Annotated in this window: 13 protein-coding genes; 4 read left to right on the top strand and 9 right to left on the bottom strand. The window is 73.4% G+C overall.

Annotation, left to right across the window (positions count from 1 at the left end):
• The first annotated feature begins 38 nt into the window (after positions 1 to 38).
• Genes K6I33_RS05055 through K6I33_RS05045 form a run of 3 tightly spaced genes read left to right on the top strand, consistent with a single transcriptional unit; the run spans position 39 to position 2,880 of the window.
• Positions 39 to 812, top strand: a complete 774-nt coding sequence (locus tag K6I33_RS05055; RefSeq protein ID WP_229348472.1) for an SDR family NAD(P)-dependent oxidoreductase — start codon at positions 39 to 41, stop codon at positions 810 to 812.
• Between the two features lie 10 nt (positions 813 to 822).
• Positions 823 to 1,257, top strand: a complete 435-nt coding sequence (locus K6I33_RS05050) for an SRPBCC domain-containing protein (protein WP_229348471.1) — start codon at positions 823 to 825, stop codon at positions 1,255 to 1,257.
• Between the two features lie 27 nt (positions 1,258 to 1,284).
• The gene (locus K6I33_RS05045) at positions 1,285 to 2,880 is read left to right on the top strand and encodes an MFS transporter (RefSeq protein ID WP_229348470.1); all 1,596 of its coding nucleotides are present in this window, start codon (positions 1,285 to 1,287) and stop codon (positions 2,878 to 2,880) included.
• 77 nt (positions 2,881 to 2,957) lie between these two features.
• Here K6I33_RS05045 and K6I33_RS05040 read toward each other — a convergent pair whose 3' ends face one another.
• Positions 2,958 to 3,959 carry an Lrp/AsnC family transcriptional regulator gene (locus tag K6I33_RS05040; RefSeq protein WP_229348469.1) on the bottom strand — a complete coding sequence of 334 codons (1,002 nt, stop codon included), beginning with the start codon at positions 3,957 to 3,959 and terminating at the stop codon, positions 2,958 to 2,960.
• A gap of 450 nt (positions 3,960 to 4,409) precedes the next feature.
• Between K6I33_RS05040 and K6I33_RS05035 the strand changes: the two genes are divergently transcribed.
• Entirely contained in the window at positions 4,410 to 5,210 is an 801-nt protein-coding gene (locus tag K6I33_RS05035) for an AfsR/SARP family transcriptional regulator (protein WP_229348468.1), read from the top strand.
• A 111-nt stretch (positions 5,211 to 5,321) separates the two neighbouring features.
• Here the strand turns inward: K6I33_RS05035 and K6I33_RS05030 are convergent, their stop codons facing one another.
• The 8 genes from K6I33_RS05030 to K6I33_RS04995 all read right to left on the bottom strand — a co-directional run.
• Positions 5,322 to 6,032 carry an HAD family phosphatase gene (locus K6I33_RS05030; RefSeq protein ID WP_229348467.1) on the bottom strand — a complete coding sequence of 237 codons (711 nt, stop codon included), beginning with the start codon at positions 6,030 to 6,032 and terminating at the stop codon, positions 5,322 to 5,324.
• Positions 6,029 to 6,520 (bottom strand): cupin domain-containing protein, encoded by a 492-nt coding sequence (locus K6I33_RS05025; RefSeq protein ID WP_229348466.1) that lies wholly within the window; start codon positions 6,518 to 6,520, stop codon positions 6,029 to 6,031. The genes K6I33_RS05030 and K6I33_RS05025 overlap by 4 nt, the downstream gene beginning before the upstream one ends.
• A 96-nt stretch (positions 6,521 to 6,616) precedes the next feature.
• On the bottom strand, positions 6,617 to 8,272 hold the full coding sequence (locus K6I33_RS05020) for a 3-hydroxyacyl-CoA dehydrogenase NAD-binding domain-containing protein (RefSeq protein ID WP_229348465.1): 1,656 nt from the start codon (positions 8,270 to 8,272) through the stop codon (positions 6,617 to 6,619).
• Between the two features lie 54 nt (positions 8,273 to 8,326).
• Positions 8,327 to 9,289, bottom strand: a complete 963-nt coding sequence (locus tag K6I33_RS05015; RefSeq protein WP_308297055.1) for an aldo/keto reductase — start codon at positions 9,287 to 9,289, stop codon at positions 8,327 to 8,329.
• A 73-nt stretch (positions 9,290 to 9,362) separates the two neighbouring features.
• On the bottom strand, positions 9,363 to 10,613 hold the full coding sequence (locus tag K6I33_RS05010; protein WP_229348490.1) for a beta-ketoacyl synthase: 1,251 nt from the start codon (positions 10,611 to 10,613) through the stop codon (positions 9,363 to 9,365).
• Positions 10,614 to 10,654: 41 nt separating this feature from the next.
• Entirely contained in the window at positions 10,655 to 10,912 is a 258-nt protein-coding gene (locus tag K6I33_RS05005; RefSeq protein ID WP_229348464.1) for an acyl carrier protein, read from the bottom strand.
• Positions 10,909 to 11,967, bottom strand: a complete 1,059-nt coding sequence (locus K6I33_RS05000) for a beta-ketoacyl-ACP synthase III (protein WP_229348463.1) — start codon at positions 11,965 to 11,967, stop codon at positions 10,909 to 10,911. Before K6I33_RS05000 ends, K6I33_RS05005 begins: the two co-directional genes overlap by 4 nt.
• Positions 11,964 to 12,373 (bottom strand): hypothetical protein (locus K6I33_RS04995; RefSeq protein WP_229348462.1); only part of this gene is annotated, 410 nt, incomplete at its 5' end. The genes K6I33_RS04995 and K6I33_RS05000, both read right to left, overlap by 4 nt.

Raw genomic sequence — 12,373 nt, 5'->3', positions numbered from 1 at the left:
AACTCATTTCATCCCCCATCGATCGATTCGGGTATTTCATGACGCTGAACATTGCGGGTGCGGCACGCTTCGACGGCAAGGTCGCCCTGATCACCGGCGGTGCCACCGGCATGGGGTTCGCCGCCGCCGAGTTGTTCCTGGCCGAGGGCGCCAAGGTCGTCATCACCGGGCGCAGCGAGGACCGCCTCAAGCTCGCGGCCGAGCGCCTCGACGGGGGAGACCGCCTCCTGACCGTCGCCGCCGACGTCTCCAAGCCCGCCGACCTGGCGCGGCTCACGGACGCGGTGCGCGAGCGGTTCGGCCACCTCGACGTGGTGTTCGCCAACGCGGGCGTCGGGGTCTTCAAGCGCATCGAGGACTTCACCGAGGAGGACGTCGACTACGTCGTCGACGCCAACTTCAAGGGCGTCTTCTACACGATCCAGCGCTCCCTGCCGCTGCTCCGCGACGGCGGGTCCATCGTCATCAACGCCTCCTGGACCTTCCACCGGGGCCTCGCCATCGGCTCCCTCTACGCGGCGACCAAGGCCGCGGTCGCCAACCTCGCCAAGACCCTGGCCAGCGACCTCGCCGACCGGCGCATCCGGGTCAACTCGGTGAGCCCCGGCTACATCGACACCGACATGTTCCGCGAGTCCGTGCCCACCACCGAGGCGCGCGAGGACAGCGCCGCCCAGTCGGTGCAGAAGCGGGTCGGCACCCCGGAGGAGGTCGCCTCGACCGTCGCCTTCCTGGCCTCCGACGCGGCGGCCTTCGTCAACGGCGTCGACCTCCTGGTCGACGGCGGCGTCGTCAACTCCATCCCCGCGTAAGGAACAGGACATGCGTTCCATCGAGACGTTCGTCAATATCGACGCTCCCCTGGAAACGGTGTGGGACGTCATCGTGGATTTCGACCGCTACGGCGAGTGGAATCCCTTCATCCTGGAGGCCCGCGGCAAGGCCGAGGCGGGCCGGAAGCTGTGGCTGCGGATGCAGCGCCCCGCGAAGCCGCGGGAGGAGGTCCACACCCCCACGGTCACCGTGGTGGAGAAGAACCGCCACCTCCAGTGGTCCGGAGTCATCCGGCACGCCACCGTCTTCCGGGCCCGGCACGAGTTCCTCCTGGAGGAGACCGCCTCCGGCGTACGGCTCCGCCAGCGGGAGGACTTCGGCGGCCTGACGATGCCCCTCGCCGGCGGCATGGTCTGGCGCATCGAGGAGGGCTTCCTGCTCATGAACGCCGCCCTGAAAGTACGAGCCGAAGCCCTGCGCTGATGCGCGAGTGACGAAGGAGCACGCGAAGTGGATGCCCTGTTAACCGAACGCACACGCCGGACGAGCCCCGGGATCACCTTGTGCGCGGTGCTGTTGACGCTGCTGATCCTGCCGACCTCGGTGACCGGGTCGGGGGTGGCGCTCCCTCATATCGGTCATGACACGCACGCGTCGCTGGACGCGCTGCAGTGGGTGGTGCACGGCTACAACCTGACCTTCGCGAGCTTCATGCTGGCCTGTGGCTCCCTGGCCGACCTGGTCGGCCGGCGGCGGATGTTCGTGGCCGGCGCCGTGGTGTTCACGGTCTCGTCGCTGGTGAGCGCCGTGGCGTCCGACATCATCCTGCTCGACCTCGTGCGCGGCGCGGCCGGTGTCGGCGCCGCCGCCCTGCTGACCAGCGGCAGCTCCATCCTGGCCACCACCTTCGACGGCGCGGCCCGCACCAAGGCGTTCGCCGCCGTCGGCATCGCCACGGGCGCCGGGCTCGCGCTGGGCGCCATGGTGGCGGGCGTGCTGGCCGACTCGCTCGGCTGGCGCTCGTTCTACGGCGCCCACGCCGTGCTCATGGTGCTGGTGCTGTTCGCCATCCCGTTCATGCGGGAGTCGCGCAACGAGTCCGCGGCCAAGGTCGACTGGGCCGGCACCGTCACCTTCGTCGGCAGCCTCTTCCTGCTGATGCTCGGCATGGTCGAGGGACCGCAGTGGGGCTGGGGAAGCGCCGGAGTGATCGGCATGCTGGCGGGCTCGGTGCTGCTGATGGTGGTCTTCGCGCTGGTGGAGCGGCGCGTACCGCACCCCATGTTCGACCTGAAGCTGCTGCGCAACGGCAGGTTCATGGCGCTGTGCCTGATCCCCGTGGTCGTCACGTTCGCGTTCGTGATCCTGCTGCCGCTGCTGCCGAACTACCTGCTGGTGGCGAACAAGTCGAGCAGCCAGGCGGCCGGCACCATGATGCTGCTGATGACCCTGCCCATCCTGATCACCCCGCTGCTGGCCGGCCGGCTGGTGAAGTGGGGCTGGAGCAACCGGGCCGTGTTCGCCGCGAGCCTGGTGTGCCTGACGGCCGGCGTCGCCTGGCTGGCGCTGGTGCTGGAGCCCGGCGTCGGCGCCGGAGCCCTGGCCGGCCCCCTCATCACGCTCGGCGTGGGGCTGGGGCTCAACTTCGGCCTGGTCGACGGAGCGGTGCTGGACGTCGTCCCGCCCGAGGCCACCGGAACGGCGGCCGGGTTCCTCAACACCCTCCGCCTGGGCAGCGAGGCCGTCGTCATCGCGGCCGCCGGGTCCGCCCTGGTCAACCTGATGCGGAACTCGCTGGAGGACGGCCTGGACCGGTTCCCCGCCTACCGCGGCGCCCCCGGCGAGCTGGCCAACAGCGTCAACTCGGGCGATCTCACCGGACCGTTGTCGAAGCTCCCCGAGGACGTCCGGCAGGGCTTCTTCGACTTCGTCACCGGCGGCTTCACCGACGCCTGGCACGTGGTCCTGTGGGCGAGCGCCGCGGTCTGCGCGGTGCTGTCCGTGGCCATCTACGCCATGCTCCGGGAGCCCGAGCCGCGGCTCGCGGCGGACGGCCCGGCCCTCGCCGCGCCGAAGAACGAGGTCACCGCGGACACCCTCTCGTAGCGGCCGCGCCCCGGCCGCACGGCACGGGAGGGCGGGCGATCCCACCGGATCGCCCGCCCTCCCGCGTTCCCGCCGCCTCAACGATCCGTCTCTCTGGCCGGCTTGATCACGAAACCCCGCTTGTAGGCATGGGTGATGAGCTCCGTGGCGACATCGGTGATGTTCGGGATGCTCCCCAGCCGCTCGCTCAGGAAGCGGTAGAGGTCCGCCTCGTGCTCCAGGCAGACCTCCACGATCAGGTTCTGGGTGCCGGTGATGGCGGCGCAGTAGCGGACCTCGGGGGAGGCGGCAAGCGCGACACCCACGTCCTCCAGCGCCGCAGGGGGCACTTTGAGACACATTTGAGCCTCCACCGGCCTGCCCAGCAGCCCCGGTTCGACCTCCGTGCGCAAATAGAGCATGCGCCGTTCGAGCAGGGACGTGACGCGCCGGCCCGCCGTCGCCACCGAGAACCCCAGCTCCCGCGCCAGGTCGGTGAGGCTGACCCGGGCGTTCCGGATCAGCTCCTCCGCCACCCGCCGGTCCGTGGCGGTCAGCTCGTAACGGTCCGCGGGATCGGGGAGGGGGCGCACCGCGCAGTTGCGCAGCGCCGTCTCCTCCTCCGCCGTCAGCACCGGCACGCGCCACTCGGCCGCGGTGACGAAGGTCTTGAGGGTGGTGTGCACCTCGACCTTCCTGATCAGGGGGATTCCCGGAAACCCCTCTGCCGTCAGGGTGTGGAGGCCCGGCCGGTGCGGCACGATCATCTCGCACCACAGCACGTCGCTGCGCCCGCTGACCGCGACGACCCGGCGCAGATCGTCCCGCCGGACCAGCGCCCGCGCCACGTCCTCCAGCGCCCCGCCCTCCGTTTCGAGACGCAGTTGAACAGCGTTGCCCAGGCCGCACCGCATGGTGTCGTAGACCGCCGTCGGCTGGATGGCGCCCCGTGCGACGAGCCGGTGCACCCGCCGGGCGACGGTGCGTTCGTGCTCCCCCAGGATCCGCCCGATTCCGCCCACCCCGGCCCGCGGACTGAGCTGGAGAGCCGCGACCACGCGTCTGTCGTCTTCATCGAGAATGTCGGAATCTTTCACCATGGCTAGATCATTGCAAGGTAGCTAACGAAGCGCATAGGTCTGTTGTCTGAACTCACCGGTCAGTGGGAAAATCAGCAACAGACGGCGACGCAAGTCTGGACAGACGCTGTCAACGGGGGGATGAGAGTGGCGTGCGCGCCTGCGACGGCCTGTTCCGGCCGTGACGCGTCCGCTAGCTCCGTCCCGGGCGCGACGACCGTGCCCGGGCTTTTGCTGTCCGGTTCCGCGCCGGACAGGCGAATCGTGGCCGCGGCCGCCGATGACGTCGGCCGCCCTTCCCTCCCGCCGTGGGCGCTGCCATGTGCGTACGCCGCGCCCTGTCTCGACAGACGGGAAGCCGCCCGGACCGCTTCCTCGTCCGCGCCCCGGCTTCACGAACGGACGCCCGGCACCTGAACCGTGCGACCAGCCCTCAGGGCCCGTTCCACGACTCACACTCGGGAAGACGCTATGGAATTTCGCACCCTCGGAAACCTGGCCCTACGCATCGACGGGCGGGACATCACACCGACCGCACCCAAGCAGAGACAAGCCCTCGCCCTGTTGCTGCTGCGCACCGGGCAGCGCGTCAGCATGCCCACGCTCATCGACGAGATATGGGACGGCAGTCCGCCGCGCACCGCCATGACCGCCCTCCAGACCTATGTCGGAGTCATCCGCCGCACCATGGCCGAGGCCGGCGGCACCACGGTCAAACAGGTCGCGGCGGAGCGGCTGATGACGGACGGGAACACCTATGTGCTGAGGGTCGACGACCACGAGTGGGACAAGCCCGCCTTCGACCTGTTCGTCCAGCGCGGCCGCGAGGCCGTCGCCCAGGGCGACGCGGCGGAGGCCGAACGACTGCTGAGGCTGGCGCTCTCCTACTGGCAGGGGCAGCCCCTCGGCAACGTACGCCTCGGCAGGATCCTCGCCCCGTACGCCGAGCGCCTGGGCGAACTGCACCTGGGCGCCCGGGAGCTGCTGGTGGAGGCGCTGCTGCGGATGCGCAGGTCGCAGGAGGCCGTGGAGGAGGCCACGGAGCTCGCCTCCGAGTTCCCGTACCACGAGAACGTCCACGCGCAGCTGATGCGCGCGCTGTACGGGGCCGGCCGCAGGGCGGCCGCGCTGGAGGTCTACCAGCGGCTGCGCAGCCGGATGGGGGAGGCCCTCGGCATCTCACCTTCCCCGAGCGTCAACACCCTCCACCATGTGATGCTCCAGGACGAACCGGACGAGCAGTTCCTGGCGTTGTCGGGCGCGGCCCGGTAGGGCGGCGGGCCCACCGGGGGAGGGAGCGCGCCGTGCGGGCTTTCCCTCCCCGGCGGGCCCGGCTGACCGGCGGACCCGGTGGGCCCGGCCGGATTCGGCCGGGCCCACCGGTCAGCCGGTGATCCCCGGGAGCCGTCCGCCCCCCACTTCCCGGACGTGGGCGCCCAGCAGGGCGTCGTCCCCCACCGCCACGGGATGGCCCACGGCCCGCAGCAGGGCGAGGTCGGAGGCGTGGTCGCCGTACGCGGCGGCCCGCTCCGGCGGAATGCCGCGGCGCGCCATCAGCTCGCGGGCCGCGGCCGCCTTGTACGGGCCGATCATGGGCGTCGGCAGCCGGCCCGTGTAGACGCCCGCCTCGATCTCGGGCTCGCTGCACAACAGCAGGTCGGCGCCCAGGAGTTCACGGACCGGCTCCAGACACGGCGGGAACGAGCCGGACACCAGGACGGTGAGCGCCCCCGCCTCGCGGTGGCGGTTCAGGGCCGCCACGGCCGGTTCGTGCAGCGCGCCGCCGGCCGCCAGCTCCGCGGCGAACCAGGCCCGGCCGTGGGTCATGACCTCGGCCACCGGACGGCCCGCGTAGTTGCGGTAGTAGTCGCGGTTGGTCTCGTCCCGGGGGACGCCCTCGGCGGCTCGCAGCCGCAGCTCCTCCTCCGCGCGCCGGGCGCTGTCCGGCGGCAGGCCGCGCTCGGTGAAGTGGTGGGCGAGGAACCGGAACATGCTCTTGAAGGTGAGCAGGGTCTCGTCCACGTCGAAGAAGGCCACGTCCACCGGCGCGCCGGCGGTGCCCACGGCGGCCGCCCGCTCGGTCGGGGCGCTCACTTCGCGGTGGGGCAGCCCGGGTCGGCCGCCGGCTTGGAGAAGGGGGCGCCCGCGGGCAGGACGTCGGTGATGTAGAGCACCACCGGCTCGGTGCCCCGGTTGACGCCGTAGTGCACCTCGTCGGGGCCGGTGGGCTCGACCAGGGCGTCACCCGGCTTGATGGCGCGCACGGTGCAGTCGGCGCCGTTGATACGCGTCAGCGTCCCGGACTTGATGACGGCGATCTCCGCTCCGACGTGGTAGTGCCAGCCGGTGGCGGTGCCCGGCGGGATGACCGCCTTGCGGTACACCAGGTGCCGGGGGCCGTCGGCGTCGACCTTGAACGGCAGGCTGGAATCGCCCTCGGAGAGGGTCTCGCTGGTGATCGGGCCGGGGGCGGCCGACGGAGCGGCAGCGGCGGCGCCGGCCGCCGTCAGGGACAGCGCGGTGGCCAGCGCGGCGTGGCCGAGCTTGCTCCGGTGGGTATGGAAAAGGGATATAACGGACATCGCGTGCTCCTTGATGTGGTTCAAGTGATGGGCGATTTCACTGGGAGAGAAGGAAGTTCTATGCCGGAGCGCGGCGGGGACGGCCCGAAGGGGCGGTCAGGCGGCGCCGGTCCGGGCCTCGTCGGCCAGGAAGGCGCGCACGCCCCGGCCGGAGGTCTTACGGCCGAGGAACCCGTGGTCCACGAGGTCCCGCAGCAGGCCCGCAGGGGCCAGCTCGGGCCGGCCCGAGTCCTGGTGCAGACGGCGTTGCACCTCGAGGGCGACGTCGGCGCCGACGACGTCCAGGAGCCGGGTGGGGCCGACGGGCTGGCCGCCGACGGACTTCATGACGGAGTCGAGCAGCGCGGGCTCCACCCCGGGGAGCCGCAGCGCGGCCAGGGCGTCGTTGAGGTAGGGGAACAGCAGGGCGTTGACGATGAAGCCGGTGCGGTCGGCGCACTCCACGCCCACCTTGCCCAGGCGGGCGAGGACGGCGCGGGCCCGGGCGGCCGCGGCCTCGCCGGTGTGCTCGCCGCGGACCACCTCCACCAGGTCCATGGCGGGCGCGGGGTTGAAGAAGTGGAGGCCCAGGACGTCCTCGGGGCGCCCGGACGCGGCGGCGCAGTCGCGCACCGGGAGGCTGGAGGTCGTGGTGGCCAGCAGGGTGCCGGGGGCGCACAGCGCGCCGAGCCGGGCGAAGAGCTCGCGCTTGACGCCGAGGTCCTCGACGACCGCCTCCACCACGAGATCCGCCCCCGCGACCGCAGCGAGGTCGGTGGTGCCGGTCCACCGGCCGAGGTTCCCGGCGAGCCGCTCCTCGTCGGCGCCGGAGCGCAGCAGCCCGAACTCGACGGCCTCCCGGGCGTCGGCGGCCTTCCGTTCCGTGCGGGCCACGAGCACGGTGCGGTAGCCGGCGCGCAGGAACACCTCGGCGATGCCGGTGGCCATCGTGCCGGAGCCGATGACGGCGACGGTCCCGCCGGAGTCCTCCGGTTCACCGGCGCCGCCCGCCGGCGTCCGGGCCGTCGCGCCCGCCGTGTCCGCCGTGTCCGTGCCGAGCGGGGCCGGCGCGAAGCGGTCGCCCAGGCGCCGGTGGAGCCCGCGCAGGATGTCCCCGGCGGTGCGGTGGCCGATGGCGTCGAGGACCTCCAGCGGTCCCTCGGCCCAGCCGCAGCCCAGGCGTACCGCCGTGTCGAGGGAGTCCCGGTCCGCGTAGCCGTCGTGGCGCATCCACGCCGCCTGGTTGAGGAGGCCGAAGAGCAGCCGCGGGGCCAGGGAACCGGGCAGGTCGGGCACGGTGTGCGCCCTCACCCCGGCCCGGTCCAGCAGCGCGGTGACGACCTGTACGGCCCCGTCGGAGGTGTGGGGGGCGCGGGCCAGCTCGGCCGCGTCGAGCCGGTCGGCGCGGGCGAAGCGCAGGGCGAGCAGCTCGCCGCCGGCCGCGTCCTCCAGTTCGGCGGCGGGTGTGGTGAGCGCCGTGGTCACCACGGGCACGCCGGCCCGGCGGTGGCGGGCGATCGCCGTCAGCGCCTCGCGCTTGACGGGTCCGGGCTCGGGCACGGCCTCCAGGATCACGTCCGCGGCGGCCACGGCGGCGAGGTCCGCCGTCACGTCCGCCCCGGCGGGGAGGTCGCGCCGGGCGCGCCCGGCGGCTGCGGCGTCCGGCTCCACGCCGAGAACGCGGATGCCGGCGGCGGCCAGCCGCCGGGCCAGTCCGGCGCCCGCGGCGCCGAGTCCGACGACCGCGACGGTGCCGGTCGTGCTCGCTGTCATGGGGTTCCTGCCTTCCGGGGCGGGCCGGCCGGCGACCGGCCGGCCCGCCGGGGGTCAGTACCGGTCGCCGACGGGCGCGGGCACCGCGTCCAGCTCCGCCAGGTCCTGCGGGCTCAGCCGGAGCGCGGCGGCGCCGATGTTGTCGGCCAGGTAGCGCGGGTTCTTGGTACCGGGGATGGGGACGACGTGCTCGCCCCGGGCGAGCGTCCAGGCGATGGCCACCTGGGCGGGGGTCGCCCCGTGCCGGGCGGCGACGGAGCGGACGGCCTCCACGATGCGGAGGTTGGCGGCGAACGCGGCGTCGCGGAAGCGGGGGTTGGTCGCCCGGAAGTCCCCCTCCTCGAAGTCCGGCCGCTCGAACGACCCGGTCAGGAAGCCCCGGCCGAGCGGGGCGAAGGGGACGAAGGCGGCGCCGTGGGCGGCGCACCAGCCGACGACGTCCGTGCCCGGGGCCTGGGCGTCCCGCGTCCACAGGGACAGCTCGGACTGGACGGCGGAGACGGGGTGCACGCCATGGGCCCGCTCGGCCTCCTCGACGCTCACCTCGGACAGGCCGAGCCGCCGTACCTTGCCCTCGCGCACGAGCTCGGAGAGCGCTCCCCAGGACTCCTCCAGGGGGACGTCCGGGTCCACACGGTGGAGGTAGTACAGGTCGATGACGTCGGTGCCCAGGCGCCGCAGGCTGGCCTCGGCGGAGCGCCGGATGTGCGCGGGCGAGCCGTCGCGGCGCATCGCGCGGGTGGCCAGGTCCGTGACGACCATGCCCACCTTGGTGGCCACGACGGCGTCGTCCCGGCGGCGCGCGAGCACCCGGCCCACCAGGGTCTCGTTGTGCCCGTCGCCGTAGACGTCCGCGGTGTCGAGGAGCGTGACACCCGAGTCGAGTGCCTGCTCGATCACCGTCACGGACAGCTCGTCGTCGCGCCGGGACTCCGCGTACCCCCAGCTCATTCCCATGCAGCCGAGGCCGATGGCGCCGACCCGGGGACCCGTACCGCTCAACTGACGCGTGCGCACGCGCTCTCCTTGTGTGTTCGTCGGATGGTGGTGGAGTGGCCCGGGGCGGGGCGGGGAGAGCCCCGCCCCGGTGTCAGGCCGCGGTGAGCACGAGTGCCGCGTTGTGCCCGCCGAAACCGAGGGAGGTGCTGACCGCCACGTCCAGATCCACCGTCCGGGCGCCGCCGGTGACCACGTCGACGTCGACCCGGGGGTCGAGTTCGCGCACATTGGCCGTGGGCGGCACCGAGCCGTGGCGCAGCGCCAGGGCCGTGTAGGCGACCTCGATCGCCCCGGCGGCGGCCAGCGTGTGGCCGGTGACGCCCTTGGTGGAGGTCACCGCGGGGCCGGTGCCCAGCACCCGGCGCAGGGCCCGCGACTCGACCAGGTCGTTCATCGGCGTCGACGTGCCATGGGCGTTGACGTGCCCCACGTCGCCCGGGGCGACCCCGGCGTCGGCCAGGGCCGCGCGCAGCGCCCGCTCCAGCCCCGCGCCGTCCGGGTGCGGGGCCGTGGCGTGGTACGCGTCCGAGGAGGCGCCGAAGCCGGTGATCCGCGCGTACGCCCGCGCGCCCCGGGCCCGCGCGTCCCGCTCCCGTTCCAGGACGAGCACCGCGGCCCCCTCGCCGGCCACGAAGCCGTCCCGGTCGGCGGCGAACGGGCGGGACGCCGCGCCCGGGTCGTCCCGGCGGCCCGAGAGCGCGCCCATCCGGGAGAGCCCGGTCAGCGTCGCCGGGCTGAGCGCCGACTCGGTGCCGCCGGCCAGGACGACGTCGCACAGGCCGGCGGCGAGCCAGTCCCGGGCGATGCCGACGGCGGAGGCCCCGGAGGCGCACGCGGTGGCGGTCACCAGGCTAGGGCCGAGGATCTTCTGGTCCATGGCGACGTACCCGGCCACCATGTTGACCATCCCCATCGGGACCATCAGCGGTGACACGTCCTCGGGGGCGCCGTCGTAGAACGTGCGGTGCTGCTTCTCGAACGTCGCGGTGCCGCCCAGGGAGTTGCCGAGCACCACGCCGACCCGTGCCCCGTCCCAGGAGGCGGGGTCCAGGCCGGAGTCCGTGACGGCCTGCCGCGCGGCCACCAGGGCCAGCTGGACGAAGCGGTCCAGCTTCCACGCCGTGCGCCTGCCGAGCAGGGCGTCGGCGTCGAAGTCCGGGACGCGGCAGGAGAAGTCGACCTCGGAGCCGTGCAGCGCGGGGTCCGTGGCGGCCGCGGAGACACCGGAGGTGACGCGCCGCCAGTTGTCCTCGACGCCGGAGCCCGCAGGGGTGACCAGCCCCATGCCGGTGATCGACACGGCGCGGTCCGTGACGGAGCGGTCCGTGACGGAGCGGTCCATGGCGGTGCGGTCCGTGGCGGCGCGGTCCGTGGAGGTGCCGCTCACACCCGCGGGCCCTTCGTCTCGATGACCGTCACCGCGTCGTCGATCGTGTGGGTCGGCTTGAGCTCGCCCTCCTGGAGCACGACGCCCATCTCCTTGCGGAGGACGAGGCCGAGCTCGACGAGGATCAGCGAGTCGATGTCGAGCTCCTCGAAGACGGCGCCGGAGAGGATCTCCTCCTCCGGGAGGCCGAACTTCTCGCTCAGGATGGACACCACACGGTCCTTGATCTTCTGCGTCGCTGTTGCCGTGGTCATGACTGTTCCTTCCGTAGGGTAGGCGTGGGGTCGGGGACAAGGTCCAGATCCGGCCAGCGCAGGGCGGCCGAACCCCAGGTCAGGCCGCCGCCGAAACCGGTGAGGAGCACCCGGTGGCCGGGCCGGACGTCCCCGGCGGCCACCGCGTCGGCGAGGGCGAGCGGGATGGAACCCGCCACGGTGTTGCCGACCTTGTCGAGATTGACGACGATCTGCTCGTCGGCCAGGCCCAGTTGCTCGCCGACCGCGCGCAGGATGCGCACATTGGCCTGATGGGCCACCACCCGGTCGACCGCCGTGTCCCCGGTCCAGCCGATCCGGTCGATCAGGTTCTGGGCGGACTCGCTCATGTTCAGCACCGCCTCGGTGAAGACCGCGCGGCCCGCCATCGAGAAGTACTGGTCGCCCTCGGGGGCCGGCTCCCCGGTGGAGCGCTGCCGCGAGCCGCCGGCGCGGACGGTGATCAGCCCGGAGCCCGCGCCGTCGCTGCCGAGGTCGAAGCCCAGCAGGGCCCCCGGCTCGTCCGCGTCCCCGGTGCGCAGGACCACCGCGCCCGCCCCGTCGCCGAAGATGGCCCGGGTCGTGCGGTCGCCGGGGTCGAGGATCGTGGAGAAGGTGTCCGCGCCGATGACCAGCGCGCGCCGCGCCGTCCCGGCCGTCAGCATCGACGCCGCGACCGCGAGGGCGTAGACGAAACCGGTGCACACGGCGCCCACGTCGAACGCCGCGACACAGCCCAGGCCCAGCCGCTCGGCCACGACGGGCGCCGTGGCCGGGCAGGGGTGGTCGGGAGTGCTGGTGGCGAGCACGACCAGGTCGATCCCGCCGTCCGCCGCCCCGCCCCCGGCGGCCGCCGAGGCCAGCGCCCTGCGCCCGGCCTCCACCGCCAGATCGGAGGTGGCGTCACCCGGCTCGATCACATGCCGGCGCTCGATGCCCGTCCGGGTGCGGATCCACTCGTCCGAGGTGTCCAGCTGCGCGGTCAGCACGTCATTGGGTACGACCCTCGGCGGCACCCAGGCGCCGAGGCCGCACACCACGGCGGCCCGGCTCACGACGCGGCCTTTTCCGGCGACGACTTCTCCGCCTGCCCCGCTTTCTTTGGCGCTGCCTTCGGCGCCGGGGCGCCTGCAGCGGCGCTCGCGCCCATCTCGGTGACGGTCTCGGTGCCCACGCGCCCGGTGCGCGGCAGGGCGGAGAGCACCACGCGGGCGCGCCGCAGGGCCATCCTCAGCTCCGCCGGGTCCAGGCCGGTGAGGGCGGCGATGTGGCCGTCCGGGCGGACGAGCACGGCCCGGGGCTCCTTGCCCAGCAGCGGGGCGAAGCCGGGCCAGGCCGAGACGTCCTGGGCCGGGAAGCCGGCCGGGAGGGTCGCGAGCAGCGCGTCGCGCGCCCGGACCCACTCCTCGTCCTGCCGCTCGCCCGCCCACAGCAGGACGGTGAGGCGCGCGGGGTCGGCGG

Source organism: Streptomyces sp. UNOB3_S3, from assembly GCF_020740895.1.
Classification (GTDB): domain Bacteria; phylum Actinomycetota; class Actinomycetes; order Streptomycetales; family Streptomycetaceae; genus Streptomyces.
The sequence above is the reverse complement of the archived record's forward strand: the minus strand, read 5'-3'. Positions and strand labels throughout refer to the sequence as shown.